Consider the following 26,255-nt stretch of genomic DNA (forward strand, 5'->3'; position numbering starts at 1 on the left):
TGGGAGTCGTGTCCATCGCGCCCGTGCAGGAGGAGACCACCTCCTCCGACTCCCTGGTCGAGGCCGACATCCCGTGGATCACGCTGGTGTGGAACGACCCCGTGAACCTCATGTCGTACGTCACCTACGTCTTCCAGAGCTACTTCGGCTACGACCGCGCCAAGGCCGAGAAGCTCATGATGGACGTCCACGTCAAGGGTCGCGCCGTCGTCTCGCACGGCCCGCGCGAGAAGATGGAGATCGACACCGAGGCCCTCCAGGGCTACGGGCTGTGGGCCACCTTCCAGAAGGACGACTGATGGCCCGCGCCTTCTCCCGTCGTGGCCGGGGAAAGAGCATCCGGTATGCCGCGAAGCTCGATGCCATGGAACGCGCGGTCGTCGCCGGGCTGATGGAGCAGGTCCACGACCTCGTGGCGCCGGACGACGGCGCCGAGGGCACGTCCGGCGACGGCTACGACTTCGACTCCATCGTCTCGGGGCTGGGTGGCCTGGGCATGGGGGTGTCGGTGTCCGCGGAGGACCAGACGCCCGACTCCCGCCCGGTGCCGGCGGACGCGCGGTCCTTCGGGACGCGCGACCCTGCGCTCGAGCGACTGCTGCCCGCCGGCAACCGGACCGACGACCAGGTGTCCGCGGAGTTCCGGCGCCTCACCGAGCACGGTCTGCGCCAGCGCAAGGCCCGGCACCTCGAGTCGGCCATCGCCGCCCTGCGTGCACCCGGCTCGGGGGTGGAGCTGGACGAGCGCACCGCGGTCGACTTCGTCGTCGCCCTCACCGACGTGCGCCTCGTGCTGGGGGAGCGGCTCGGGCTGCGGGAGGACGCCGACGTCGACCGCCTCGAGGAGGAGCTCGAGGACGCCGACCCGGACGACCCACGAGCGCACGCGATGGCGGTGTACGACTTCCTCACCTGGCTGCAGGAGACCCTGGCGACGGCGATGCTGCCGGGGGCGTCCACGTCCCAGCCGGACGCCTGACGGCGGCGCGCCGGTGGCGAAGGCCACGGCCACCCACGCGGTGTGGCTGCGAGCGCTTAGCCTGTGCCGGTGGCTGACTTCCCCATCGGGATCTTCGACTCCGGTTACGGCGGGCTGACCGTCGCCCGGGCCGTCATCGACCAGCTGCCCCACGAGTCGGTGGCCTACCTCGGTGACACTGCCCGCACGCCCTACGGGCCGCGCCCCATCGCGCAGACCCGGGCGTTCGCGCTGGAGTGCCTCGACCGCCTCGTCGACCACGGTGTCAAGGCCCTCGTCATCGCCTGCAACACGGCCAGCGCCGCCGTGCTCCACGATGCGCGCGAGCGGTACGACGTGCCCGTGGTCGAGGTCATCCGCCCGGCCGTGCGCCGCGCCGTCGGTGCCACCCGCACCGGCCGGATCGGGGTCATCTCGACGGTCGGCACGCACCAGTCGCGTGCCTACCTCGACGCCTTCGCGGCGGCGCCCCACCTCGACGTGACCAGTGGTCCCTGCCCGCGCTTCGTCGACTTCGTCGAGGCCGGGGTGACCGGCGGCGAGGAGGTGAGGGCGGTGGCACGGGAGTACCTCGCGCCGTTCCAGGAGCGAGAGGTCGACACACTGATCCTCGGGTGTACGCACTACCCCTTGCTCTCCGCCGTGATCTCCTATGTCATGGGCCCGGACGTCACGCTCGTGTCCTCCGCCGACGAGACCGCGAAGGAGCTCTACCGCGTGCTCTCCGACGGCGACCTGCTCCGTTCCGACGCCTCACCGGCGCCGCAGCACGGCTTCACCACGACGGGTGACCCCGAGGAGTTCCGCCGGCTGGCGCTGCGCTTCCTGGGGCTGGGGCCGGACGTCGGGCACGTCTTCACCTCACCGGTGCGCGTGGCCGAGGTGGTCGCGTGAGGCTCACTGTCCTCGGCTGCAGCGGCTCGTTCGCCGGGCCCACCTCGGCGGCGTCGAGCTACCTCGTCAGCGCCGACGACGCCGACGGCCGGACCTGGAACGTCCTGCTCGACCTCGGCTCCGGCGCTCTCGGACCGCTCCAGCGTCACGTCGAACCCCAGGCGCTCGACGCGGTCTTCCTCAGCCACCTGCACCCCGACCACTGCGCCGACCTGTGCGGGCTCTACGTCGCCTACACGTACGGTCCCGCCGGTGCGCCCGAGGGGCGGCTGCCGGTGTGGGGTCCGGCGGGCACGGCGAGCCGCCTCTCGCTGATGTACCACGGCCTCGAGGACGGTGCCCTCGGGCGGGTCTTCGACGTCGGCCGGATCGTGGACCGTGAGGCGGTGCAGGTCGGCCCGCTCACCATCACGCCGTATGCCGTGCTCCACCCGGTCGAGGCGTTCGGCTTCCGGGTCGAGGCGGACGGGGTGGTGCTCGCCTACACGGGGGACACCGACACCTGCGACAACCTCGGCCCACTCCTGCGTGACGCCGACCTCGTGCTCGCCGACTCGGCGTTCGTCGACGGTCGCGACGACGCCCGTGGCGTCCACCTCTCCGCGAGCAGGGCGGCGTTGGCCGCGCTCGACGCCGGTGGGGTGAAGCGGCTGATGCTCACCCACATGCCGGCCTGGAACGACCCCGAGGTCTGCCGTGCCCAGGCGGAGGAGCACTGGCCGGGCGTCGAGGTCGCCGAACCGGATTCGGTGCACGACTTCGGGTCACGCCACGTCGTCCACGGCGTCTAGCCTGCGGGGGTGACTTCACCCCAGACCAGACATGACGGCCGCACCCCCGAGCAGCTGCGCGAGGTGCGCATCACCCGCAACTGGCTCGACCACGCCGAGGGCAGCGTGCTCGTCGAGTTCGGCCGCACCCGGGTGCTGTGCGCCGCCTCCTTCACCTCGGGAGTGCCCCGCTGGATGAAGGGCCAGGGCACCGGCTGGGTCACCGCCGAGTACGAGATGCTCCCGCGCTCGACCAACACCCGGTCCGACCGCGAGTCCCGCAAGGGCAAGGTCGGCGGCCGCACCCACGAGATCTCGCGGCTCATCGGACGCTCGCTGCGGGCGGTCATCGACACCAAGGCCTTGGGTGAGAACACCATCGTCGTCGACTGCGACGTGCTCCAGGCCGACGGCGGCACGCGGACCGCCGCCATCACCGGTGCCTACGTCGCGCTCGCCGACGCGATCGAGGACGCCCGGGCCAAGGGCCTGATCGCCAAGGCCGCCTCGCCGTTGTCCGACTCGATCGCCGCCGTCAGCGTCGGCGTGGTCGCGGGCAACCCGGTCCTCGACCTCGACTACCCCGAGGACTCCACCGCCGACACCGACATGAACGTCGTCATGACCGGCTCGGGCCGCTACGTCGAGGTGCAGGGCACGGCCGAGGGTGCCGGCTCGGCCTTCGACCGTGACCGGCTCCTCGCGCTGCTCGACCTCGCCGCCACCGGCTGCGCCGAGCTGACCCTCGCCCAGCAGCAGGCCCTCGTCGAGATCCCGCGGGTGCGGGTGCGATGACCCGGCTCGTCCTCGCCACCCAGAACGAGCACAAGGTCCACGAGCTGCGACAGATCCTCGGCGACCTCGTCGACGAGCTCGGCCTCGAGGTCGTGGGTGCCTCCGAGTTCCCCGACGCACCCGACGTCGTCGAGAGCGAGGTGACCTTCGAGGGCAACGCCCGGCTCAAGGCCGTCGCTGTCGCCCGGGCCACCGGCCTGCCGAGCGTCGCCGACGACTCCGGCCTGGCCGTCGACGTCCTCGGCGGCTCGCCCGGGGTCTTCTCGGCCCGGTGGGCCGGCTCGCACGCCGGGGCCGATGCTCCGCGCGCGGCTCGCGACCGGGCCAACCTCTCCCTGCTCCTCGAGCAGATCGGTGACGTGCCCGACGAGCACCGTGCTGCGTCGTTCGTCTGCGCTGCCGTCCTCGCCATGCCGGACGGCTCGATCGAGGCAGTCGAGGGGCGCGTCACCGGGACGATCCGCCGCGAGGCGGTGGGGGAGAACGGCTTCGGCTACGACCCGATCTTCGTCCCCGACGGCGACACCCGCTCGCTGGCGGAGTACACCGACGTCGAGAAGAACGCGATCTCCCACCGGGGTCTGGCCTTCCGCGCCATGGTCCCGATCCTTCGCGAACGGCTCGCTCTGCTGGGATAGCCGTGCTTGCGCGCGACGCGCGCGGCGTCGCTGGTCGTACTCGTGGGTGCCAGAGGGGGGACTCGAACCCCCACGCCGAAGCACGGCATCCTAAGTGCCGCGTGTCTACCAGTTCCACCACTCCGGCGAGGTGCCGCACAGGGCAACTCGAACCTCAGATGGTAGCCGTCCGGGATGGTGCCCCGGCCTTGCGCCCCTTGCTCTTGCCGGCGAAGTTCGGAGTCGGGCTGTGGCAGTTCGGGCACAGGAACCGAAGGTTGGTGGGAACGTTGTTGTGGAAGTCTCCATCGATGTGGTCGACGTGCAACGTCAGCCTCTGACCACACCACGTGCCGTCGTTGTCGCAGAGCTCGCACTCCCATGTGCGTCCGATGGCCAGGAGCGCACGTTTGAGCTGATGGGGCTTGCGCCGAGGCGAGCCCACCGGGATGGGGGTGAAGACCTGATCCGGCGTCAGGCGGTTCGGGGCAGTTCGTCCGCGGCGACGGGTGAAGTGATCGGTCGCCAGAGCCATCTCCTTGATGCGGCGGGCCACCAGAGCCTGGGTGCCGCCAGCTTGTGGAATCTCCAGGCGCCTGAGCACGTCAGCGTACGAGTCCGCTTCCGCCACAACGGGTGCGAGCAGTTCGGCTGTGTAAATTCGCCTCCCCGTGCCATCACGCTAGGTGCGGGCTCTGACATCCGTGGACAACGCCACCGCACGGTGCGCGCTGCCGGGGACGGCCCCGCTGATAGTTTGTCGAGAGCCGACCATTCGAGGAGAACTGCGTGACTGAGCGACTCAGTCCGGGCGATGTTGCACCGGACTTCACCCTGAGCACCGACACCGGCGAGAGCGTGTCGCTCTCGGACCTGCGCGGGCGCAAGGTCATCGTCTACTTCTACCCGGCCGCCATGACCCCCGGCTGCACCAAGCAGGCCTGCGACTTCAGTGAGTCGCTCGAGTCGCTCAAGGCCGACGGCTACACCGTGCTCGGCATCTCGCCGGACAAGCCGGAGAAGCTCGCGACGTTCCGCGACAAGGAGCACCTCTCGCTGACCCTGCTGTCGGACCCGGACAAGTCGGTCATGACAGCGTGGGGCGCCTACGGTGAGAAGAAGATGTACGGCAAGGTCGTCCAGGGCGTCATCCGCTCGACCCTCGTGGTCGACGAGGACGGCAAGGTCGAGCACGCCTTCTACAACGTCAAGGCCACGGGTCACGTCGCCAAGCTGCGGCGCGACCTCGCACTGAGTGAGGACTGATCCATGACCAACATCCCCGCCCTCGAGGCCGACATCGCCGAGCGCCGCGTGCGCCTGGCCCGGACCCTCGACGAGCTCACCGCCAAGGCGACGCCCTCGGCGATCGCGAAGCGGCAGGTGCAGCAGGCCAAGGCTCGCTTCGCCGACGCCACGACGACTCCCGAGGGTGACCTGCGCGTCGAGCGCGTGGCCGCGGCCGTGGCCGTCGTCGCCGTCATCGTGGCGCTGCGGGTGCTGCGCCGACGCCGCCACTGAGCCGCCGGATCTCGGCGCGCTCCTCGTCGATGATCCGTTCCGCCAGCTCGCCCGCCAGGCCCGAGAGGTCTCGCATCATCGGCCGGTATGTCGTGTCCGTCGGCTGCTCGGGCTACTGGGCCTCCCTGCTCCCCATCTGCCGACCGTCATCGCGGGCGGCCGAACGTGCGAGGAGCCCCGCACGGTGTCCGTGCGGGGCTCCTCGTCGGTGGTGCGCCATCAGGGACTCGAACCCCGAACCCGCTGATTAAGAGTCAGCTGCTCTGCCAATTGAGCTAATGGCGCGCGATCGGAGACATTAGCAAAGGTTCGCCGCGGTTGCGAAATCGGTCGCGCGAGGTGCAGCCGGGCGTCGGTCAGGCGGTCCCGCGGTCCCGGCGGATGGCGTAGAGCGTTGCGGCCCCCGCGCCGGCGAGAGCCGCGAACACGACGAACCACACCGCCGTCGGCGTGCCCCCGGTCGTCCCTCCCTCGGGCGCTGCCTCGGCCGTCGGCGAGGCCGAAGGGTCGGGCGTGGCAGCGGCACCGGCGGTGCCCGACGCGCTGGGCGAGGGGTCCTGGGCCGACGGGGTGGCGGGGGGCGAGGGCGAGGCCAGGGGATCTCCCGCGACGGTGAACGTGGACGACCCGGAGATCGGGTGCGAGTCGGCGCTCACCACCCGGTAGGTGATCTTGTAGGAGCCGGCCGCGATCGGCTGGGCCACCGGCAGTGTGACCCTCGGGCCGTCCACCGATGCCTCTGCTCCGACCACGTCCCCGCCCTCACCGTCAGTCACCCGCACCGTGACGAACTGCGGGTTGATGTCCTCGTTGAAGGTGAGGACGAGTTCGGTGGGGGAGGCGGGGACGGTCGCCCCGTCGGCGGGCGAGCTCGACAGGAGCCGGGAGTGGGCGCTCGCCGGGAGTGCCGCGACACCGAGCCCCACCCAGGCGGTGAGGAGCAGCAGGGCCAGGCCACGTGTCGTCGATCGCATGTGCCCCAGTCTGCACAACGGGCCTGAGCATGACGAAAGCCCCTGCTGTGCAGGGGCTTTCGTATGGGGTGAGCGACGGGGCTTGAACCCGCGACCCCCGCGACCACAACGCGGTGCTCTACCGGCTGAGCTACGCCCACCAAGGTCACTGACCGGCATACGAACGAGTCGTGCCGAGGCAGCGCGAACTATCGTACCTGCTCGCCGGGGGTGCTCCCGACCACCTCGGACGGCGCCGGCGGAGCCGGCGCCGAGTGGTCCACGACGTGCTCGGTGGCGATGGCCTTGAGCTCCTCGCTCGTGCGGCCCGGGGGGTCGACGAAGACGGCGGCGCGGTAGTAGCGCAGCTCGGCGATCGACTCCTTGATGTCGGCCAGTGCACGGTGGCCGCCGGACTTCTCGGGGGCCGAGAAGTAGGCGCGCGGGTACCAGCGGCGCGACAGCTCCTTGATCGAGGAGACGTCGATGATGCGGTAGTGCAGGTGCTCCTCGAGCTGCCTCATGTCGCGCGCGAGGAAGCCCCGATCCGTGGCGACCGTGTTGCCGCCCAGCGGCGCCTTGCGCGGCTCCGGCACCCAGGCCCGCACGTAGTCGAGGACGCGCTGCTCCGCCTCCTCGATGCTCACGCCGTGCGCCAGCTCGTCGAGGAGCCCGGAGGTCGTGTGCATCTCGCGGACGAAGTCGCCCATCTGGGTGAGCGCGGCCTCGGGCGGGCGGATGACGACGTCGACGCCCTCGCCCAGGACGTTGAGCTCGAAGTCGGTGACGAGGGCGGCCACCTCGACCAGGGCATCGTGCTCGAGGGAGAGCCCGGTCATCTCGCAGTCGATCCAGACGATGCGGTCGGTGAGGGCTCGGTCAGACGTGGCAGACATGGCGTCCACTGTATGGCGCTGCACTAGTCTCGCTGTCCATGACAGGGGAGCAGGCGGTCGGCGCGCACACACCCGGATCGGCGCACCAGCAGCCCGCCGGAGTGGCCGTGCACCGCGGCCGTTCGCTGCTGCGGCGGTGGTTGCTCCTGGGGATCGCGACCGTGGGCTTCGGTCTCGCCGCGCTCACCGTCGCCGTGGCCATCGGGGCCGCGGCCGGGGTGAGCGCCACCCTGCTCGGCCTCGTCGTGGCGATCATCCCGCTGGGCATCGTCGTCCCCACCTTCATGTGGCTGGACCGCTTCGAGGCCGAGCCGACGCGCTACCTCGTCATGGCCTTCCTGTGGGGAGCGCTCATCGCGGTCCTCATCGCGATGACGCTCAACACGGCCGGCCAGCTCGTCCTGTGGGGGTCGCTGCCCGAGGCCGAGTCCCTCGCCCTGACCGCCGTCTTCATCGCGCCCGTGGTCGAGGAGGCCGCCAAGGGCCTGCTCGTCCTGCTCGTCTGGCGGCTGGCGAAGCGCGAGTTCGACGGCATCACCGACGGCATGGTCTACGCAGGGGTCACCGCCGCCGGCTTCGCCTTCACCGAGAACATCCAGTACCTCGCGCTCGCCTGGGTCGAGCACGGCCAGGACGGCCTCACCGCCACGTTCGTGGGCCGGTGCCTGCTCTCGCCGTTCGCGCACCCGATGTTCACCATCTGCACGGGCATCGGCATCGGGATCGCTGCCACGTCCCGGCGCGGACCGGTCAAGGTCGTCGCCCCGCTGCTCGGCTTCGTCATCGCGGTCATCGCCCACGCCGTCTGGAACCTCGCCGCCGTGAGCGGTGGCGAGGGCCTCATCGCCGTCTACCTGCTCGTCGAGGTGCCGCTGTTCCTCGCCTTCGTCGGGTTCGTCGTCTGGGTCCGGCGCCGGGAGGGCCGGCTCATCGGCCAGTTCCTCCACCCGTATGCCGACGCCGGGTGGTTCTCGCCCGCGGAGGTCGCGATGCTGTCGTCGATGCCACGGCGGCGTGAGGCCCGGCAGTGGGCCCGGACCAACGCCGGCCGCCGAGGCCTGCGCTCGATGGAGGACTTCCAGGACGTCGCGAGCGAGCTGGCCCTCCTCCGTCGGCGGATGCACCACTCGGCGGCCGATGCCCGGGCGGTCGCGGAGGAGCGCGAGCTGCTCCGTGCCCTCGTCGAGCACCGGCGCGAGTTCGCCGGGCAGGTCCTCTGATGCCGGCACCGTCGGTCGTCGACCTCGCACGCGCCCTCGCACCAAGGCTCGTCGAGCTGCGGCACGACCTGCACCGCCACCCCGAGCTCGGCAACCACCTTCCCCGCACCCAGCGCGCGGTCCTCGACGCCCTCGCGGGTCTCGACCTCGAGATCACGCTCGGCGATCAGCTGAGCAGCGTCGTCGCCGTGCTGCGTGGCCGTGGTGCTGCTCCCGCGGGAGTCCGGCCGGTGGTCCTGCTGCGTGGCGACATGGACGCGCTGCCGGTGACCGAGGCGACCGGGGTGGACTTCGCCTCCGAGCGGCACGGGTTGATGCATGCCTGCGGCCACGACCTGCACGTCGCCGGCCTCGTCGGGGCGGCCCGAGTCCTGGACGCCCGGCGCGACGACCTCGCCGGCGACGTCGTCCTCATGTTCCAGCCGGGGGAGGAGGGTCCGGGAGGTGCCGAGCCCATGCTGGCCGAAGGACTGCTGGACGTGGCCGGCCGTCGGGTCGACGCGGCATACGCCGTGCACGTGTATGCCGCGCAGCACCCTCGCGGAGTGTGGTTCGGTCGTCCCGGTCCCCAGATGGCTGCCGCCGACGAGGTCCGGATCAGGGTGCACGGCAGGGGTGGTCACGGGTCGCAGCCGCACATGGCGCTCGACCCGGTGCCGGTCGCCTGCGAGATCGTGCTCGCCCTCCAGACGATGGTCACCCGGCGGTTCGACGCGTTCGACCCGGTCGTCGTCACGGTGGGCCGGATCAGCTCCGGCACGGTCAACAACGTCATCCCCGACACGGCCGAGATCGACGCGACCCTGCGCACCTTCTCGCCGGAGCACCGCGAGCTCGCCCACGCCGAGATCGCTCGCGTCGCCGAGCACGTCGCTGCGGCTCACCACCTCACGGCCACGGTGGAGATCAGCGGGGGCTACCCGGTCACGGTGAACGACCCGGACGAGTTCGCCCTGGCGCAGGCGACGGTGGTCGACCTCTTCGGAGCCGACCGGTGGGCCGACATGGTCAACCCGGAGGCGGGCGCGGAGGACATGTCGTTCGTGCTCGAGCAGGTGCCCGGCGCCTACCTCAACATCGGGGCGTGCGTGAGCGACAACCACACGACGGCCGACGACAACCACTCGCCGCGGGCGGCCTACGACGACTCGGTCATTCCCGACATCGCGGCACTGCTCGCCGAGGTCGCGCTGCGGCGCTCGGCGGCCGGCGTTCAGCCCGGCTGAAAGCGCACCGACAGCGGCCGTGAGGTCAGCACCGCCACTGCGGCGCGGTGGTCGCGCGCGCCGACGTCGACGTCCGCGAGCTGCGTCGGACCCGGAGGGTGCTGCGCGGCCTTCCACTCCACCAGGGCGGCCATCTGGTCGGGTGGTGACACGACGACCTGGCTGGGGTCGACGACGAGCCCGTGTCCGGTGGCCTTGAGGACCGCCTCCTTGCGGGCCCAGACCAGTGCCCGGGCGGCCAGCAGGTCGTCGCCCACAAGGCCCTCGAGCCAGGGCGTCTCGGCGTCGTCGAGGGTGACCGAGCCGAAGCCGTCGAAGTCCGCCGACTCGAGGTCCTCGACGTCGACCCCGACCTCGCCCAGACGGGTGACCGCTGCGACGGCGAGGTGCTCGCCGTAGGACACCGACACGAAGACGTCCCTCATCCCGACGATGTGCGGCTTCCCGTGCCGATGGGTTCCGCACGTGGCACAGCGCCTCTCGAACGACAGCGCGCGTGGGTCGGCACCGGTCTGCTCGGCGACCAGCCGCCGCAGCAGGGCGTGCGCGGTGACGAAGGGGTTCGGGTCGGACCTGCGGTGGGCCCGTTCACGCTCCCCGGCGTCCAAGAGGTCGAGCAGCCGCGAGTCGTCCACCACGCGAGTGGCGCTGACGACGACGGACATAGGCCGATCATGTCACCACGGTCGTCGGCCCGGTCCGCGATCGGTGGCAGCGCGGTACGTTCGGCGGTGTGGAGCGCGTCGAGGTCGGTGGGGTCGAGGTGGCCTACGAGCGGGTGGGGTCCGGGCCGCCGCTGGTCCTCGTGCACGGTGCCGCCCTGGACGCCCGCAGCTGGCGTCCGCAGCTCGCCGGCTTGCGCGACGAGCTCACGGTCGTCGCGTGGGACGAGCCGGGCGTGGGACGGTCCGCTGCCGTCCCGGCGGACTTCACCCTGGCCGACTTCGCCGACGCCCTCGCCGGACTGGTCGCCCACCTCGGGCTGGGGCCGGCACACGTCGGCGGCCTGTCGTGGGGTGGGACGGTCGTCCTCCAGTGCTACCGCCGCCACCCCGAGCTCTTCGAGTCGCTCATCATGGTCGACGCGTATGCCGGGTGGAAGGGATCGCTGCCCGCCGACGAGGTGCGGGCCCGGGTCGACGGGGTCCGGGCGATGCTGGCGGCGCCGGCGGAGGAGTTCGACCCCACCCTGCCCGGCCTCTTCGCGCAGGAGCCGTCGGCCTCGCTCGTCGCGGAGATGACCGCGATGGCCCGGGACGTGCTCCCCGGCACGCTCGCGCTCGAGCTGGGGCTCATGGCCGAGGCGGACCTCAGCGACGTCCTGCCCCTGGTCACGGTCCCCACGCTGCTGGTCTGGGGCGAGCTCGACGCGCGCTCACCCCTGCGGGTCGCCCACGAGTTCGCCTCGGCGATTCCGCACGCCGAGCTCGTCGTCGTCCCCGGCGCCGGCCACATGAGCCCGCTCGAGGAGCCGGAGCTGGTCAACGACGCTATCCGCACCTTCGTGCGAGCCCAGGCTCGCGGCGCTCCCGGGCGGCTGTAGCCACCTCGGGCGCAGCCACGCCTCGCACGCTCGGCGTGCTCTGCGCCCCCGTCGGCGCTCTCACTCCGTTCGAGGCGCCTGTTACCTCTGCCGCGAGCGCAGCCACGCCTCGCACGCTCGGCGTGCTCTGCGCCCCCGTCGGCGCTCTCACTCCGTTCGAGGCGCCTGTTACCTCTGCCGCGAGCGCAGCCACGCCTCGCACGCTCGGCGTGCTCTGCGCCCCCGTCGGCGCTCTCACTCCGTTCGAGGCGCCTGTTACCTCTGCCGCGAGCGCAGCCACGCCTCGCACGCTCGGCGTGCTCTGCGCCCCCGGCAGGACTCGAACCTGCAACCTGCGGATTAGAAGGCCGCTGCGCTATCCATTGCGCCACGAGGGCTGGTCGAGCGGCAGTCTAGTGAGGACCGGCATACGGGTGTGCATGCTCGTCAGCTCCGGGTGGACCGATGGGGTTCGCGAACCGCAACGGTGTTCGGGAACCTGGACGAACCGGCTCGCGAGGAGGACGTGGGTTCGCGAACCGGATGGTGTCGCGCGACCCCGGGCGCCGGTTCCCCTCGAGGGAGGAGCTCGGAACCCTGTTCCCGCTGGTCAGGGGTCGGCCCGTCGCCGCGCGCAGGGGCGTCATGTCGTTAGGGTGACGTGGTGACCACCTCCGACACGACCCGGGCGAGCATCCTCGTCGAGGCCGTGAGCGGACTGCGCGACGCGGTGCAGGCCTCGGTGCTGCCGCTCAGCACGCCCGGGCAGACGTCCGGGCTCGCGGTCCGCAAAGAGCTCCTCGACCAGCTCGACGACTACGTCCTGCCCCGCCTGCGCTCGATCGACGCCCCGCTGCTCGCGGTCGTGGGCGGCTCGACCGGTGCCGGCAAGTCCACGCTCGTGAACTCGATCGTCGGCGCTCGGGTCAGCCGCTCCGGTGTGCTCCGGCCGACGACGACGAGCCCGGTGCTCGTCCACCACCCGCAGGACGAGCGCTGGTTCGCCGACCAGCGCATCCTCCCGAGCCTGGCGCGGGTCACCGGCGGCCCCGGCGAGGAGGGCCAGCCCGGCACCGTCCGCCTCGTCGCGTCCTCCACACTGCCGGCCGGCATGGCGCTGCTCGACGCGCCCGACATCGACTCCGTCGTCCAGGCCAACCGGGAGCTCGCCTCCCAGCTGCTCTCCGCCGCCGACCTGTGGCTGTTCGTGACCACCGCCGCCCGCTACGCCGACGCCGTCCCGTGGGACCTCCTGCGCACCGCTGCCGAGCGCGGCACGGCCGTTGCCATCGTCCTCGACCGCATCGCTCCCGAGGCGGTCGACGAGATCCGGCCGCACCTCGCGTCGATGCTGCGCGAGCAGGGCCTGCCGACCGCGCCCATCTTCACCGTCCCCGAGTCCGACCTCACCTCCGAGGGCTTCCTGCCGGCCGAGTCGATGGGCCGGCTCAAGGCGTGGCTCGACGCGCTCGCCAGCGACTCACGCGCCCGGGCGGTCGTCGTGAGCCAGACCCTCCGTGGCGCGATGGGGTCGCTGACCGGGCGGACCGCGAGCCTTGCCCAGGCGTCCGACGAGCAGGCCGCGGCCGCGCGAGGTCTCGTCGCCGCCGCGGCCGACAACTACGACCGGGCGACCGAGGGCGTCAAGGACGGCATGACCGACGGCACGCTCCTGCGCGGCGAGGTGCTCGCCCGCTGGCAGGAGTTCGTCGGCACCGGTGAGTTCTTCCGCCAGATCGAGTCGACCCTCTCCAAGTGGCGCGACAAGATCACGGCGAGCATCAAGGGTCAGCCCGCTCCGGCCGAGAATCTCGGCGAGGCGCTGCAGTCCGGTGTCGCCAACCTCCTCGTGTCGCACGCCACGGCCGCGTCGGCCGACACCGCCCGTGAGTGGCGGCGGCTGCCCGGTGGCGAGGCGCTCCTCGCATCGCACCCGGAGCTGGCCAAGCCGTCGCCGGACTTCAATCCCCGCGTCGAGGCGATGGTTCGCCAGTGGCAGGGCGAGGTGTTCGACATCGTGCGCAGCGAGGGCGGCAACCGTCGCACCAACGCGCGCATCGCGGCATACGGTGTCAACGCCATCGGCCTGTTCCTCATGCTCGTGTCGTTCGCGGCCACGGGCGGGCTCACCGGGGCCGAGGTCGGCATCGCGGGCGGAACGTCGGTGCTCGCGCAGCGCGTCCTCGAGGCGATCTTCGGGGACCAGGCGGTGCGCGAGATGGCGGCCAAGGCCCGCAGGAGCCTGCTCGAGCACGTCGAGACCCTGTATGCCGAGGAGCAGGACCGGTATGCCGTCGCCGTCGCGACCGTGGGCGACACCGCCCAGCAGTCGGCCGCGCTCCACGCCGCCGCCGCCCGCGTGCACGAGGTGAATGGATGAGCCCCTTGCGGATGGGCGGTGCCCGGGTCGAGGGCGTGTCCGCGGAGTCGCTCACGGCTGCGGCGGGGTCGCTCGACTCCGCGCTCGGCACCGGGGGCGAGCAGCTCCCCCCGGCGCCGTCGGCCAGGGCCGCCACCGTCGTCAAGAAGGTGGGGGAGCGGATGTCCCTCGTCGGCGGCCACACCGTCGTCGCCCTTGCGGGCGCCACCGGCAGCGGCAAGTCCTCCCTCTTCAACGCCCTCGTCGGCTCCGACGTCGCGACCGTCGGGGCCCGGCGTCCCACGACGTCCAAGCCCACGGCGGCGGTGTGGGGCGACGAGCCGGCCGGCCCCCTGCTGGACTGGCTCGGGGTCGTGAAGCGGCACCACGTCGACGGCGCGACCCGGGGGTCCGGCACGGTGGGCTCCCTCGACGGGCTCGTCCTGCTCGACCTCCCCGACTTCGACTCGCGCGAGACCTCGCACCGCGTGGAGGCCGAGCGCGTCCTCGAGCTCGTCGACGTCTTCGTCTGGGTGACCGACCCCCAGAAGTATGCCGACGCCCGGCTGCACGACGACTACGTCTCGGCGCTCGCGACCCACGACGCGGTCACCGTGGTCGTGCTCAACCAGGCGGACCGCCTCACCGCGGCGGAGGTCGAGACGTGTGTCGCCGACCTCCAGCGGCTCATGGCGCGTGACGGCATGCCGAACGCGACGGTCATCCCCACCTCCGCGCGCACCGGCGCGGGGCTCGACGTGCTCGGCCAGCGCCTGAGCAACGCGGTCACCGGCGCCAACGCCGCCCGGTCCCGTCTCGCCGCGGACGTGCGGCAGGCCGCCGCCGCGCTCCGGCCGGGCGTGGCCGACAGCGAGCCCGAGATCAAGGCCAAGGGGGAGCGCGACCTCGTCGACGCGCTGGCGCGGTCGGCCGGTGTCCCGACGGTCGTCCACGCCGTCGAGCGCGACTACCGCATGCAGGCCATCCAGCACACGGGGTGGCCGATGACGCGGTGGGTGCAGCGCTTCAAGCCTCGGCCGCTGCGCCGGCTCCGGCTCGACGACGGCCGGGGAGCCGTCACCGTGACGGAGGCCGACGTCCGCTCTGTCCTCGGGCGATCGTCCCTGCCCCCGCCGACGCCGGCCGCTCGTGCCGCCGTCGACCTCGCCACGCGCAGCCTCGCCGACAAGGCGGGCGCCTCCCTCCCGACGCCCTGGGGGGACGCGGTCGACGCCGCGGCGGCGCCTCCCGGCCACGCGATCGCCGACGCCCTCGACCAGGCGGTCATCGGCACGTCACTGCGCTCGCGCACCCCGGTGTGGTGGCGAGTCGTCGGCGTCGCGCAGGTCCTGCTCGCGCTGGTCGCGCTCGCGGGGCTGCTCTGGTTCCTTGTCCTCATGCTGCTCGGCTGGCTGCAGTTCCCCAGCATCGAGACGCCCATGTGGGGCCCGCTCCCATGGCCGTTCGTCCTGCTCGTCGGTGGGGTGCTCGCCGGGCTGCTCCTCGCCCTGGTGTCCCGCTTCCTCGCCGGGATCGGGGCACGACGGCGCGGCGCCGTCATGGACAAGCGCCTGCGGAGCTCCATCAGTGCCGTCGCCGAGGAGCGCATCCTCGCTCCGGTGACGGCCGTCCTCGAGCGGCACGCGCAGACCCGCTCGCACCTGGACAGGGCCGCGAAGGTCTGAGGGGCTTGCGCTGCGTGCGCTGCGTGCGCGCGACTCGTCCACAGGGCGTCGCGGTCGGTGGCGCCGTCCACAGAAGGCGTCGGCGGCGGTTGCCGGCTGCTCCGCGCCTGTCGAATCTGGTTCCAGCGCGCCGCACCAGCGGCGCCCGACCAGAAGAGGACCAGCCATGCAGGAGACCATCGTCACCGTCCACGGACGCGTCGTCGCCGACCCCGAGGTCTGCGTCGGGCGCAGCGGCCAGCCGTACGCGAAGTTCCGGGTCGCCTCCACGCCGCGTCGCCCGGTCGCGGGCCAGCCCGGCGCCTACGAGGACGGTGACACCGCCTTCTACACCGTCTACGCGTTCCGCAACCTCGGTGCCAACGTCGTGAAGTCGTTCTCCCGCGGCGAGCCGGTCATCATCCAGGGCCGGCTGCGGATCCGGGAGTTCCAGCGGGAGGACAAGTCCTACGGCACCTCGGTCAACATCGACGCCAGCGGCGCCGGGCACGACCTCAGCTGGGGGCAGACGGCATACGAGAAGGTCGTGAAGCCGTCCTACGGATCGGGTGACCGCATGGACGACGCCTTCGGCGGGGAGGACGAGTCGCACGGTCTGGGGGACCCCGAGACCGACGCCTACGAGACGGCCGAACGCCCGCTGGCCTCGGTGCCCGACGAGCAGGAGGACCGGGTCGCGGTCTGAGTGACGATTCGGGGATGGGGCGGGCAGTCGATAGCCTTGCCCCATGCCCGAGTTCATTTATGTCATGTCGCGCGCCCGCAAGGCACACGGCGACAAGGTCATCCTCGACGAGGTCACCCTGTCGTTCCTGCCCGGCGCCAAGATCGGCGTCGTCGGTCCCAACGGCGCCGGCAAGTCCTCCGTCCTCAAGATCATGGCCGGCCTCGACCAGCCGTCCAACGGTGAGGCACGGCTCACCCCGGGCTACAGCGTCGGCATCCTCATGCAGGAGCCGGAGCTCAACGAGTCCAAGACCGTTCTCGGCAACGTCGAGGAGGGCGCGGGCGAGATCAAGGCCAAGCTCGACCGCTACAACGCCATCTCCGAGGAGATGGGCGAGCCGGACGCCGACTTCGAGTCGCTCATGGGGGAGATGGGCAAGCTCCAGGAGGAGATCGACGCTGCCGACGCCTGGGACCTCGACTCCCAGCTCGAGCAGGCCATGGACGCGCTGCGCTGCCCGCCGCCGGACGCCGACGTCACCGTGCTCTCCGGTGGCGAGCGTCGCCGCGTCGCGCTGTGCAAGCTCCTGCTGCAGAAGCCGGACCTCCTGCTGCTCGACGAGCCCACCAACCACCTCGACGCCGAGTCGGTCCTGTGGCTCGAGCAGCACCTCGCGAGCTACCACGGCGCCGTCGTGGCCGTGACGCACGACCGCTACTTCATGGACAACGTCGCCGAGTGGATCCTCGAGCTCGACCGTGGCCGCGCCTACCCCTACGAGGGCAACTACTCGACCTACCTCGAGAAGAAGCAGGCCCGTCTCGCCATCCAGGGCAAGAAGGACGCCAAGCTCAGCAAGCGCCTCCAGGAGGAGCTCGAGTGGGTGCGCTCCAACGCCAAGGCGCGCCAGACCAAGTCGAAGGCGCGACTGGCCCGCTACGAGGAGATGGCGGCTGAGGCCGACCGGACGCGCAAGCTCGACTTCGAGGAGATCCAGATCCCGCCGGGCCCCCGCCTCGGCAGCAAGGTGATCGAGATCAAGGACCTCAAGAAGGGCTTCGGCGACCGGGTCCTCATCGATGGTCTGTCCTTCTCGCTGCCGCGCAACGGCATCGTCGGCGTCATCGGCGCCAACGGGGTCGGCAAGACCACCCTCTTCAAGACGATCGTCGGCCTCGAGCCGGCCGACGGCGGGGTCGTCGACATCGGCGAGACCGTCAAGATCTCCTACGTCGACCAGAGCCGCGGCGGGCTCGACCCCAACAAGAACCTCTGGGAGACCGTCTCGGGGGGCCACGACTACATCCAGGTCGGCCAGGTCGAGATCCCGTCCCGCGCCTACGTCTCTCAGTTCGGCTTCAAGGGTCCGGACCAGCAGAAGAAGGCCGGGGTCCTCTCCGGTGGCGAGCGCAACCGCCTCAACCTCGCGCTGACCCTCAAGGAGGGCGGCAACCTGCTGCTCCTCGACGAGCCGACCAACGACCTCGACGTCGAGACCCTCGGCTCGCTAGAGAACGCCCTGCTCGAGTTCCCGGGCTGCGCCGTGGTCATCAGCCACGACCGGTGGTTCCTCGACCGCGTCGCGACGCACATCCTCGCCTACGAGGGTGACGACGCGAACCCGGCGAAGTGGTACTGGTTCGAGGGCAACTTCGAGGCCTACGAGGCCAACAAGGTGGAGCGACTCGGTCCGGACGCCGCCCGACCGCACCGCGTCACCTACCGCAAGCTCACCCGCGACTGACCGTCGCACCGAGAGGGCAGGCCGCCACGGGTTCGTAGTGGGGCCTGCCCTTTCCCGTGCCCCGGTGGGACACGAAGACGGTGACCTCGTCAGCGGTCCAGGACGGGCCGGCATACGCATCCATGACACGCAGCCAGGACGTCGCCTCGAACGGGCGTCGCGAGCGGGCGAGCGTGAGGTGCGGACGGTAGTCGCCACCCGCGGGCGAGGCCCCGATGCGCCCGCAGGCTCGTCGCACGCCGAGGGCGAGCGAGCCCAGGTCGGCCAAGCCCTCGGCGGAGTCGGAGCGGACGTCCATCCAGAGGACCCGGGCCTGCCCGACGTGGGGGAAGACGCCGGCGCCGCTGAGCCGCAAGGGGACCGGCGGGCGAGTGGCGGCCGCCGACGCCACGGCCGTGACCACCTCGTCGACCTCGTGCTCCGCCACGTCGGCCATGAAGGCCAACGTCACGTGCCAGAGGTGGGAGGGGGTCCACCGTAGGTCCGAGTCGACCTCACGGCGCACCTCGACGAAGGACTCGAGGTCGGCGTGCGCCTGCTCGGGCGGGACGACGGCGGCGAAGACGCGCATCAGCCCATTGTGCTGTGGTGCGGACGGTACCGGCACAGCAGCGGAGCCGGACGAGGTCAGAGAGGGTCGGACACCTTCGTGGCGGCGACGAAGACCGAGCTGCCGTAGGGCAGGTCGACGCGTCGCCGCAGCAGTGCTTCGTCCACCTTGGTCGCCGCCATCAGCGCGTGGTGCAGGGGACGCGGGACCTGGGGCACCTCGACGACGTCGACGGAGGTGGTGTGTTTGCGCTCGCGAAGCCGTCGGGCCAGCCGTTCGGCGAGGAAGCCCGGGAACACGGAGGTGAACGCATAGGTCGAGCGGTCGACCCGGAAGCCGGCCCGCTCGACGGCGGCCACGGCGCGCTTCTTCGTGTATCGCCGGTGGTGGCCGTTGGCGACGTCGAAGTCGGTCCAGGCCCACTGGTAGGCCGGCACCGCCATGAGGAAGCGGCCGCCCGGCCGCAGCACGCGAGACACCTCGGCGAGCGCCTCGGCCTCGGGGTCGCAGTGCTCGATGACGTCGAAGGCACAGACCATGTCGAATCCCGCATCGGCGAAGGGAAGCGAGAGCGCCGACCCGCACACGCCGTTGGCGCGCAGGCCCCGGGGGTCGATGTCCAGGGAGGCCACCTGCCGAGTGCCGTCGCGCAGCCAGCCGGCGCTGGGACCGTCGGCGCTGCCGATGTCGAGGACGGTGGAGTGCCCGGTCGCGAAGCCGCTCAGCGCGGCGTGCAGCAGCTCGGTCCGGGCGAGGTACCACCAGTAGTCGGGCTGTGCAATGGAGGGGGAGCCCCCGTGTCCTTCGGCATCGGTCATGGTCGGGGAGCCTACCGGCGGGACACCAGCCGGACGGCGAGCTCCCCGTTGGTGCGGGCGATGTCGGAGGGAGTCCGCCGGATCTCGGGCGAGTACCAGCGAGCCACGTCGACGGCGAGGGACAGCAGGGCCAGCGCCGTGCCGGGCACGTCGTCCACCTCGAACTCGCCGGCCGCCACTCCCTCGCGCAGGACGTCGCCAACGACCTTGTCGATCTCCTTGCGCAGCGCCAGGACCGTGTCACGGTGCTCGGGGGTGAGGTGCCGGAACTCGTACTGGACGATGCGGCCGAGCTGGTGGTGCTCGGCGTGCCAGCGCGAGAACCCGGCGATGATCGAGTGCAGGGCCCGGGTCGGTGTGTCCGCCGCCTCCGCAGCAGCGACCAGCTGGTCGCGGGCGGTCTGGTGCCCTCGCCGGCTCAGCTCGAAGAGCAGGTCCTCCTTGGAGGTGAAGTGCACGTAGACCCCGGCGGGGGAGAGGCCGGCTCGGGAGGCGATGTCGCGCGTCGTCGTCGCGTGGAAGCCACGGTCGGCGAAGGCGTCGGCGGCGGCCATCATCAGCCGCACCGCGGTCGCCCCGGTCGTGTCCCCGGAGTCCCCGAGCGTGGCGAGGATGCTCTGCTCCGAGAGGAGGTTTCCGGTGCTGGTCGCCATGGTTGACAGCATGCCCGACGGCCGTGAGACTAAGCAAGCGCTTAGTCAATGACAGATTGCCGTCGAGGAGAGCCCCATGCCCCGCAACATCTACGACGACGACCACGAGGCCTTTCGCGCCTCCGTGCAGGAGTTCGTCGACCGGACCCTGAAGCCGCGAGCCGACCAGATGCTCGAGGCGAAGACGATCGACCGCGACATCTGGCTCGAGGCCGGCAAGCAGGGGCTGTTCGGGCTCGACATCCCCGAGGAGTTCGGTGGCGCCGGCGCCGAGGACTACCGCTTCAACGCCATCTCGGCCGAGGTCATCTCCGGCTTCAACGCGGCCACGTCGTCCTGCTTCGGGATCCACAGCGACGTCTGCCCGCCCTACATCGTCGACCTCGGCACCGAGGAGCAGAAGCAGCGCTGGCTCCCCCCGATGGCCGCCGGCGAGAAGATCTGCGCGATCGCGATGACGGAGCCGGGTGGTGGCTCGGACCTCGCCGCGCTGAAGACGACCGCGGTCAGGGACGGTGAGGGCTACGTCCTCAACGGCTCCAAGACGTTCATCACGAACGGCTACCAGGCCGACCTCGTCATCGTCGCCGCGCGGACCGACCCCAGCAAGGGCGCCAGGGGCATCTCGCTGCTCATGGTCGAGGACGGCATGGAGGGCTTCAGCCGTGGCCGCAAGCTCGACAAGGTCGGGCAGGAGGAGTCCGACACCGCGGAGCTGTTCTTCGAGAACGTGCGCGTCCCGGCCGAGAACCTCATCGGCGAGGAGGGCATGGGCTTCATCTCGATGATGCAGCGGCTGCCGCAGGAGCGGGTCGGCGCCGCCGTGTCCAACGTGGCGCACGCGAAGGCGATCCTCTTCGAGACCATCGAGTACGCCAAGGAGCGCAAGGCGTTCGGCCAGCCGATCGGCGCGTTCCAGCACAACAAGTTCAAGATCGCCGAGCTCGTGACGGCGATCGAGGTCGCCGAGGCCTATGTCGACGACTGCGTCTCCGCGCACGCCCAGGGCACGCTCACGGCGGTCGACGCCGCGAAGGCCAAGTGGTGGAGCGCCCAGGTGCAGAACGACGTGCTCGACGAGTGCGTCCAGCTGCACGGCGGCTACGGCTTCATGAACGAGTACCGCGTGGCCCGCGCCTGGCGCGACGCCCGCGTCACGAAGATCTGGGCCGGCTCGAACGAGATCATGAAGGAGCTCATCGGCCGCGACCTCGGCTTCTGAGTCCCCTGCCTTCCTTCGCCTGACGCGCGACCTACTGCACCGTAAGTGGGGGTGATCACCCACACTTACGGTGCAGTAGGTCGTTCAGGAGGCAGTGCCGGAGGTTGGGGAAGGGGGGGTCAGCGGTCGGAGGTCAGTCCGGCGAGGACGTCGTCGACGGCGTCGTAGGACGCCTGCATCCCGCTCTCCATGCCGGAGTCGAGGACGGCCTGGACCGTCTCGGGGGAGTCGTAGGTGATGACCGCCCGCATGTGCGTCCGGCCCTCCGCCTCGGTGTAGGTCGTGTCGATGACGGAGTACGGGCTGTCGATGTTGTCGAAGCGCTCCGTGTGCACGAGGTGGCCGGGCCGGTCGATCGTCCGGTAGTGGCCCGAGAACGAGACCTCCTCGCCGGAGGACGAGGCGCGCTGGGCGAAGTGCCAGGCGCCTCCCTCGCGCAGGTCCACCTCGCAGACGGTCATCTCACCGTGCCCGGCACCCCACCAGCGGCGGATGTGCTCGGGCGTGGTCATGGCCTCGAAGACGAGGTCGGCGGGCGCGGGGAAGGTCCGGGTGATGACCATCTCCTCCCCGTCGGTCTCGATGGTGGCGCGCTCGTGGGCGCTCGTGCGGGTCGATGCGTTGGTGCTCATGACGTCTCCTCGATGGGATCTGGTCGGCCCTCGCGTGAGGGCTCGGGGATGGTCGCGAGGTAGCCGCCGAGGTTGTCGAACTGCTCTTCCCAGTGCCTGCGGTAGAGCTCGAGCCACGACGTCGCGTCCTGGAGGGGTGCGACCGAGATCCGGCAGTGGCGCCTCTGCCCATCTCGGCTCTTGGTGACGAGGCCGGCGCGCTCGAGCACCGTGAGGTGCTTGGAGATCGCCGGCAGCGACATGGCGAAGGGCTCGGCGAGCTCACCGACGGTGGCGTCACCCGAGGAGAGGCGAGCGAGGATCGCCCGCCTCGTCGGGTCGGCCAGGGCGGCGAAGGTGGTGCTGAGCGGATCGGCCATGCACTTAACGTACCGGTTAATTAAACGATCGGTCAAGAGTCTGCCGGCGTGGGTCGCGGCGTCGTGCCGCGCGCAGGGCCGGAGGCAGCTCGAAGAGCCAGGGGAACCCGAGCCGGCTCCCGGCCCACCACAGGCCCAGCGGCACGAGGACCCCGGCGGCGCTGCCCAGCACGAGGTGGACCCACACCTCGTCGACACCGAGCCCGGACAGGAGGTTGCGGGTGAGGCTGGTCGCGACGACGTGCGCGAGGAAGATCTCGAGCGAGCGCTCGCCGAGGAAGGCGAGCGGGCGCACCAGAGCCGTCCGCGCCAGCACGCCCGACACCCCGAAGGCCCCGGCACACAGCACCGACGACGCGACAAGGCCGAGCCCCACTGCCACGAGCGTCCGGGGCCCGATCCACGAGCTCGGCGGCATCGGGTCGGCCAGCACCATGAGCGCACCGCCGACCACGACCCCCGCCGCAGCCAGCCGCCCCGCGAGCGGGGGAGCGGTGAGCCGGGACACCCCACCGCGACCCACCAGGATGCCGAGCCAGAAGAAACCCGTGAGGGCCACGCCCTCGAGGAACAGCCACGGCCCGGTCCACCCCCAGGCGGCCAGCGAGACGGCCACGACGGCGAGCGTGGACCCGACCGCCCATGATCGCGACCGCCACGGCCGCGCCACGGCGCCGGCCACGCTCACCACGACGAGGAAGCCGAGCCACCACAGCGGCCCGTCGGCGACGAGGAAGGCCGTGAAGATGTTGCCCAGCGCCTCCTCGCCGTCCCCGGAGCGGCCCGTGACGAACCGGACGGCGGCCTGCACCACCGTCCACACGACGTAGAGGTGGACGAACAGCGGCAGCCGCGAGCGGAGGTAGCCGCCGACGCCGTGCTTCTCGACGCCGGGCCGCAGGAACACCCCGGCCAGCACGGCAAAGACCGCGAGGTGCCACACGTAGAGCGCGTCGTCGACCTCGAGGACGGTGGGGGAGGTGCGCGGCACCAGGTCGGCGGCGGTCAGCCCGCGCAGGACGTGGCCGACCACGATGGCGAGGATGGCCAGGCCCCGAGCGACGTCGAAGGCGCGCTCGCGCCGCGAGGAGTCCGGCATGTCAGTCGAGCGGCCCTCCGGCCACGTAGATGACCTGCCCCGAGACGAAGCCGGCCTCCTCGGAGCACAGGAACGAGATGGTGGCGGCGATGTCGTCCGGCTGGCCCACCCGTCCCACCGGGGTCTGCGACGCGGCGTGCTCGAGGAAGTCCTCGAACGACACCCCGATCCGCTTCGCGGTCGCCGCCGTCATGTCGGTCTGGATGAACCCCGGGGCGACGGCGTTGGCCGTGACCCCGAAGCGCCCCAGCTCGATCGCCAAGGTCTTCGTGAAGCCCTGGAGCCCTGCCTTCGCCGCGGAGTAGTTGGCCTGCCCGCGGTTGCCCTGCGCGGAGGACGACGAGAGGTTGACGATCCGCCCGAACGACGCCGTCGTCATGTGTGCCTGGCAGGCCCGCGTCATGAGGAAAGCGCCGCGCAGGTGCACGTTGATCACCGAGTCCCAGTCGGACTCGGACATCCTGAAGATGAGGTTGTCGCGGATGACGCCGGCGTTGTTGACGAGCACGACCGGCGGCCCCAGCTCGTCGGCCACCCGCCGGACGCCCGCCTCGACCTGCTCGGCGTCCGTGACGTCGATCCCGACGCCCAGGGCAGACCCCCCGGCGTGGCGGATCTCGCCGGCAACCACCTCGCAGGCCGCCTCGTCCAGGTCGACGACCGCCACGGCATACCCGTCCTTCGCGAGGCGGCGGGCGGTCGCCGCGCCGATGCCACGGGCGGCTCCGGTGACAAGTGCGGTTCGGGCATGCGTCACGGCGGATTCCTCCGGGTAAGGGGTCGGCAGGTAGGTTGGCCTACTGCGCGAACCATACCCAGCCCGACGATCCGGACGGCTGCTCGCGCCACGTGGGCCGCCGTCGTCGCGCGTGGGGACTGACACGAGCGTGACTGTGCAACATCGACCTGGAAGGCGGCCATGGAGATCTGGCCCGGAACGGCATACCCCTTGGGGGCAACCTACGACGGCAGCGGGGTGAACTTCGCGCTGTTCAGTGAGATCGCCGAGGAGGTCGAGCTCTGCCTCATCGACGACGAGGGGGTGGAGACCCGGATCGAGATGCCGGAGGTCGACCACTTCGTCTGGCACGCCTACCTGCCCGGCCTCCAGCCGGGGCAGCGCTACGGCTACCGCGTGCACGGGCCCTACGACCCTGAGGCTGGGCACCGCTGCGACACGAGCAAGCTGCTGCTCGACCCCTACGCAAAGGCGGTCGAGGGGCAGGTGGCCAACGACCAAGCCCTGTTCTCGTACGACTTCCTCGACCCGTCGCAGCGCAACACCGAGGACTCGCTGGGCAAGACGATGCTCGGCATCGTCATCAACCCCTACTTCGACTGGGGCCACGACCGGCCGCCGCGCCACGAGTACCACGACACGGTCATCTACGAGGCCCACGTCAAGGGCCTGACGATGACCCACCCTGACCTGCCCGAGGAGATCCGCGGGACGTATGCCGCGATCGGGCACCCGGTGATCACCGACCACCTCAAGGAGCTCGGCATCAACGCCATCGAGCTGATGCCGGTGCACCAGTTCGTGCAGGACACCTCGCTCCAGGCCAAGGGGCTGACGAACTACTGGGGCTACAACACCATCGGCTTCCTCGCGCCGCACAACTCCTACGCGCAGGGTCAGCAGGGCCAGCAGGTCACCGAGTTCAAGGCGATGGTCAAGGCGCTGCACGAGGCTGGCATCGAGGTCATCCTCGACGTCGTGTACAACCACACCGCCGAGGGCAACGAGTTCGGCCCGACGATCTGCTTCCGCGGCATCGACAACGCGAGCTACTACCGCCTCGTCGACAGCGACAAGCAGCACTACTACGACACGACCGGCACCGGCAACAGCCTGCTCATGCGCAGCCCGCACGTGCTCCAGCTCATCATGGACTCGCTGCGCTACTGGGTCACCGAGATGCACGTCGACGGCTTCCGCTTCGACCTCGCCGCCACGCTGGCCCGCCAGTTCCACGAGGTCGACAAGCTCTCCGCCTTCTTCGACATCATCCAGCAGGACCCGGTCATCTCCCAGGTCAAGCTCATCGCCGAGCCGTGGGACGTCGGCGACGGCGGCTACCAGGTCGGCAACTTCCCCCCGCTGTGGACGGAGTGGAACGGCAAGTACCGCGACACGGTCCGTGACTTCTGGCGCGGGGTCCCGGCGACGCTGGGCGAGTTCGCCTCCCGCATCACCGGCTCGAGCGACCTCTACGAGCACAGCGGCCGCAAGCCCATCGCTTCGATCAACTTCATCACCGCGCACGACGGCTTCACCCTGCGCGACGTCGTCTCCTACGACGAGAAGCACAACGAGGCCAACGGCGAGGACGGCAACGACGGCGAGAGCCACAACCGCTCGTGGAACCACGGCGTTGAGGGCCCGACCGACGACCCCGAGATCCGCACCCTCCGGCTGCGCCAGCTGCGCAACTTCATCACCACGCTGCTGCTGTCGCAGGGCGTGCCGATGATCAGCCACGGCGACGAGCTCGGCCGCACCCAGCAGGGCAACAACAACGTCTACTGCCAGGACAACGAGCTGGCCTGGGTGGACTGGGAGCTCGACGAGGACCAGCTCCAGCTGCTCGAGTTCACCAAGGCGGTCGTCCGCCTGCGCCAGAGCCACCCGGTCTTCAAGCGCCGGCGCTTCTTCGCCGGGTCCGCCGACCACGGTGGCGAGTCGACCCTGGGTGACATCTACTGGCTGCAGCCCTCGGGCGACCTCATGGCCGAGGACGGCTGGGACGGCTCCGCCCTGCAGGTCACGATGTGGCTCAACGGCGGCGCCATCCACGAGCCCGACAGCCGTGGCCAGGCGATCACCGACGACGACTTCCTCGTCTTCTTCAACGCCGACGACCACGAGACGCCGTTCACCATTCCCGCGCCGCAGTACGGGGAGCGCTGGGTCATCGAGGTCGACACCTGCGCCGACGTCGTGGACTCCGAGTGGCACGAGGCGGGGTCCCAGATCGCCGTCGGCCCGCGGGCCATGGTCGTCCTCCGCAGCCCGCGCGAGCCCGCCACGCACCCGGTGGGTGCCGCGAGCCCCGACCGCGTGCTCTGATGCG

General features: G+C 71.1%; 28 protein-coding genes and 4 tRNA genes. 17 read left to right on the forward strand and 15 right to left on the reverse strand.

The genetic code is table 11. The features are described 5' to 3' along the window. The first annotated feature begins 8 nt into the window (after window positions 1-8). The 6 genes from clpS (at window position 9) to rdgB (ending at window position 4,076) form a co-directional block, all read left to right on the forward strand. Window positions 9-299 (forward strand): ATP-dependent Clp protease adapter ClpS, encoded by a 291-nt coding sequence (gene clpS, locus ACOJV9_RS13280; protein WP_420185695.1) that lies wholly within the window; start codon window positions 9-11, stop codon window positions 297-299. Next, window positions 299-979, forward strand: a complete 681-nt coding sequence (locus tag ACOJV9_RS13285) for a DUF2017 family protein (RefSeq protein WP_420185696.1) — start codon at window positions 299-301, stop codon at window positions 977-979. The genes clpS and ACOJV9_RS13285 overlap by 1 nt, the downstream gene beginning before the upstream one ends. Before the next feature lie 69 nt (window positions 980-1,048). Continuing rightward, on the forward strand, window positions 1,049-1,873 hold the full coding sequence (gene murI / locus ACOJV9_RS13290) for a glutamate racemase (protein WP_420185697.1): 825 nt from the start codon (window positions 1,049-1,051) through the stop codon (window positions 1,871-1,873). Further along, window positions 1,870-2,664: an MBL fold metallo-hydrolase gene (locus tag ACOJV9_RS13295; protein ID WP_420185698.1), complete on the forward strand. Its 795-nt coding sequence runs from the start codon at window positions 1,870-1,872 to the stop codon at window positions 2,662-2,664. The genes murI and ACOJV9_RS13295 overlap by 4 nt, the downstream gene beginning before the upstream one ends. 9 nt (window positions 2,665-2,673) lie before the next feature. Then, window positions 2,674-3,438 carry a ribonuclease PH gene (gene rph / locus ACOJV9_RS13300; RefSeq protein ID WP_420185699.1) on the forward strand — a complete coding sequence of 255 codons (765 nt, stop codon included), beginning with the start codon at window positions 2,674-2,676 and terminating at the stop codon, window positions 3,436-3,438. Beyond that, the gene (gene rdgB / locus ACOJV9_RS13305; RefSeq protein ID WP_420185700.1) at window positions 3,435-4,076 is read left to right on the forward strand and encodes an RdgB/HAM1 family non-canonical purine NTP pyrophosphatase; all 642 of its coding nucleotides are present in this window, start codon (window positions 3,435-3,437) and stop codon (window positions 4,074-4,076) included. Before rph ends, rdgB begins: the two co-directional genes overlap by 4 nt. A 47-nt stretch (window positions 4,077-4,123) precedes the next feature. Here rdgB and ACOJV9_RS13310 read toward each other — a convergent pair. Further along, a tRNA-Leu gene (locus ACOJV9_RS13310) sits at window positions 4,124-4,203 on the reverse strand. Window positions 4,204-4,230: 27 nt separating this feature from the next. Then, window positions 4,231-4,611, reverse strand: coding sequence for an HNH endonuclease signature motif containing protein (locus tag ACOJV9_RS13315; protein WP_420185701.1), 381 nt, complete (start codon window positions 4,609-4,611; stop codon window positions 4,231-4,233). A gap of 233 nt (window positions 4,612-4,844) precedes the next feature. Between ACOJV9_RS13315 and bcp the strand changes: the two genes are divergently transcribed. Beyond that, window positions 4,845-5,321, forward strand: a complete 477-nt coding sequence (gene bcp, locus ACOJV9_RS13320; RefSeq protein WP_420185702.1) for a thioredoxin-dependent thiol peroxidase — start codon at window positions 4,845-4,847, stop codon at window positions 5,319-5,321. Window positions 5,322-5,324: 3 nt separating this feature from the next. Next, window positions 5,325-5,576 carry a DUF3618 domain-containing protein gene (locus ACOJV9_RS13325; protein WP_420185703.1) on the forward strand — a complete coding sequence of 84 codons (252 nt, stop codon included), beginning with the start codon at window positions 5,325-5,327 and terminating at the stop codon, window positions 5,574-5,576. A gap of 209 nt (window positions 5,577-5,785) precedes the next feature. Here ACOJV9_RS13325 and ACOJV9_RS13330 read toward each other — a convergent pair. From ACOJV9_RS13330 to orn, 4 genes are all read right to left on the reverse strand, one after another. Further along, a tRNA-Lys gene (locus ACOJV9_RS13330) sits at window positions 5,786-5,861 on the reverse strand. Between the two features lie 71 nt (window positions 5,862-5,932). After that, entirely contained in the window at window positions 5,933-6,550 is a 618-nt protein-coding gene (locus tag ACOJV9_RS13335; RefSeq protein WP_420185704.1) for a copper resistance CopC family protein, read from the reverse strand. 64 nt (window positions 6,551-6,614) lie between these two features. Further along, window positions 6,615-6,690: transfer RNA gene (locus tag ACOJV9_RS13340), tRNA-His, on the reverse strand. Window positions 6,691-6,738: 48 nt separating this feature from the next. Next, window positions 6,739-7,425 (reverse strand): oligoribonuclease, encoded by a 687-nt coding sequence (gene orn, locus ACOJV9_RS13345; protein WP_420185705.1) that lies wholly within the window; start codon window positions 7,423-7,425, stop codon window positions 6,739-6,741. Window positions 7,426-7,463: 38 nt separating this feature from the next. Between orn and ACOJV9_RS13350 the strand changes: the two genes are divergently transcribed. After that, window positions 7,464-8,645, forward strand: a complete 1,182-nt coding sequence (locus ACOJV9_RS13350; protein ID WP_420185706.1) for a PrsW family intramembrane metalloprotease — start codon at window positions 7,464-7,466, stop codon at window positions 8,643-8,645. Beyond that, complete coding sequence (locus tag ACOJV9_RS13355) at window positions 8,645-9,871, forward strand: M20 metallopeptidase family protein (protein ID WP_420185707.1); 1,227 nt, start codon at window positions 8,645-8,647, stop codon at window positions 9,869-9,871. Before ACOJV9_RS13350 ends, ACOJV9_RS13355 begins: the two co-directional genes overlap by 1 nt. Here the strand turns inward: ACOJV9_RS13355 and ACOJV9_RS13360 are convergent. Beyond that, a complete protein-coding gene (locus ACOJV9_RS13360) occupies window positions 9,859-10,536 on the reverse strand; it encodes a 4'-phosphopantetheinyl transferase family protein (RefSeq protein ID WP_420185708.1) in 678 nt (225 codons plus the stop codon). The two genes, ACOJV9_RS13355 and ACOJV9_RS13360, sit on opposite strands and share 13 nt — an antisense overlap. Window positions 10,537-10,604: 68 nt before the next feature. On the opposite strand from ACOJV9_RS13360, the gene ACOJV9_RS13365 reads away from it, so the two are divergent. Next, window positions 10,605-11,414 carry an alpha/beta fold hydrolase gene (locus ACOJV9_RS13365; protein ID WP_420185709.1) on the forward strand — a complete coding sequence of 270 codons (810 nt, stop codon included), beginning with the start codon at window positions 10,605-10,607 and terminating at the stop codon, window positions 11,412-11,414. 304 nt (window positions 11,415-11,718) lie between these two features. On the opposite strand, the gene ACOJV9_RS13370 is transcribed toward ACOJV9_RS13365, so the two are convergent. Next, window positions 11,719-11,791: transfer RNA gene (locus ACOJV9_RS13370), tRNA-Arg, on the reverse strand. Window positions 11,792-12,057: 266 nt separating this feature from the next. On the opposite strand from ACOJV9_RS13370, the gene ACOJV9_RS13375 reads away from it, so the two are divergent. The 4 genes from ACOJV9_RS13375 to ettA all read left to right on the forward strand — a co-directional run bounded on the left by ACOJV9_RS13375 (window position 12,058) and on the right by ettA (window position 17,848). Beyond that, on the forward strand, window positions 12,058-13,773 hold the full coding sequence (locus ACOJV9_RS13375) for a dynamin family protein (protein ID WP_420185710.1): 1,716 nt from the start codon (window positions 12,058-12,060) through the stop codon (window positions 13,771-13,773). After that, complete coding sequence (locus ACOJV9_RS13380) at window positions 13,770-15,437, forward strand: YfjP family GTPase (protein WP_420185711.1); 1,668 nt, start codon at window positions 13,770-13,772, stop codon at window positions 15,435-15,437. Before ACOJV9_RS13375 ends, ACOJV9_RS13380 begins: the two co-directional genes overlap by 4 nt. A gap of 166 nt (window positions 15,438-15,603) precedes the next feature. Next, the gene (locus ACOJV9_RS13385) at window positions 15,604-16,122 is read left to right on the forward strand and encodes a single-stranded DNA-binding protein (protein ID WP_420185712.1); all 519 of its coding nucleotides are present in this window, start codon (window positions 15,604-15,606) and stop codon (window positions 16,120-16,122) included. A 43-nt stretch (window positions 16,123-16,165) separates the two neighbouring features. Then, window positions 16,166-17,848 (forward strand): energy-dependent translational throttle protein EttA, encoded by a 1,683-nt coding sequence (ettA, locus tag ACOJV9_RS13390; protein WP_420185713.1) that lies wholly within the window; start codon window positions 16,166-16,168, stop codon window positions 17,846-17,848. Here ettA and thpR read toward each other — a convergent pair. The 3 genes from thpR to ACOJV9_RS13405 are packed head-to-tail and all read right to left on the reverse strand — an operon-like array spanning window position 17,835 to window position 19,869. Continuing rightward, window positions 17,835-18,419, reverse strand: coding sequence for an RNA 2',3'-cyclic phosphodiesterase (thpR, locus tag ACOJV9_RS13395; RefSeq protein WP_420185714.1), 585 nt, complete (start codon window positions 18,417-18,419; stop codon window positions 17,835-17,837). The two genes, ettA and thpR, sit on opposite strands and share 14 nt — an antisense overlap. 56 nt (window positions 18,420-18,475) lie before the next feature. Further along, window positions 18,476-19,216, reverse strand: a complete 741-nt coding sequence (locus ACOJV9_RS13400; protein WP_420185715.1) for a class I SAM-dependent methyltransferase — start codon at window positions 19,214-19,216, stop codon at window positions 18,476-18,478. Window positions 19,217-19,227: 11 nt separating this feature from the next. Further along, window positions 19,228-19,869, reverse strand: a complete 642-nt coding sequence (locus ACOJV9_RS13405; protein WP_420185716.1) for a TetR/AcrR family transcriptional regulator — start codon at window positions 19,867-19,869, stop codon at window positions 19,228-19,230. 76 nt (window positions 19,870-19,945) lie between these two features. Between ACOJV9_RS13405 and ACOJV9_RS13410 the strand changes: the two genes are divergently transcribed. Continuing rightward, a complete protein-coding gene (locus ACOJV9_RS13410; RefSeq protein WP_420185717.1) occupies window positions 19,946-21,091 on the forward strand; it encodes an acyl-CoA dehydrogenase family protein in 1,146 nt (381 codons plus the stop codon). Between the two features lie 119 nt (window positions 21,092-21,210). Here ACOJV9_RS13410 and ACOJV9_RS13415 read toward each other — a convergent pair whose 3' ends face one another. The 4 genes from ACOJV9_RS13415 to fabG are packed head-to-tail and all read right to left on the reverse strand — an operon-like array spanning window position 21,211 to window position 23,938. After that, complete coding sequence (locus ACOJV9_RS13415; protein WP_420185718.1) at window positions 21,211-21,723, reverse strand: SRPBCC family protein; 513 nt, start codon at window positions 21,721-21,723, stop codon at window positions 21,211-21,213. Further along, window positions 21,720-22,082, reverse strand: a complete 363-nt coding sequence (locus ACOJV9_RS13420; RefSeq protein WP_420185719.1) for an ArsR/SmtB family transcription factor — start codon at window positions 22,080-22,082, stop codon at window positions 21,720-21,722. Before ACOJV9_RS13420 ends, ACOJV9_RS13415 begins: the two co-directional genes overlap by 4 nt. Before the next feature lie 16 nt (window positions 22,083-22,098). After that, window positions 22,099-23,181 (reverse strand): acyltransferase family protein, encoded by a 1,083-nt coding sequence (locus ACOJV9_RS13425; RefSeq protein WP_420185720.1) that lies wholly within the window; start codon window positions 23,179-23,181, stop codon window positions 22,099-22,101. Window position 23,182: 1 nt separating this feature from the next. Then, window positions 23,183-23,938 (reverse strand): 3-oxoacyl-ACP reductase FabG, encoded by a 756-nt coding sequence (gene fabG, locus ACOJV9_RS13430; protein WP_420185721.1) that lies wholly within the window; start codon window positions 23,936-23,938, stop codon window positions 23,183-23,185. A gap of 162 nt (window positions 23,939-24,100) precedes the next feature. On the opposite strand from fabG, the gene glgX reads away from it, so the two are divergent. Next, entirely contained in the window at window positions 24,101-26,251 is a 2,151-nt protein-coding gene (gene glgX, locus ACOJV9_RS13435; protein WP_420185722.1) for a glycogen debranching protein GlgX, read from the forward strand. Window positions 26,252-26,255: the final 4 nt, after the last annotated feature.

Origin of the sequence: Knoellia terrae, from assembly GCF_048606435.1 — a bacterium.
Classification (GTDB): Bacteria; Actinomycetota; Actinomycetes; order Actinomycetales; family Dermatophilaceae; genus Knoellia; species Knoellia terrae.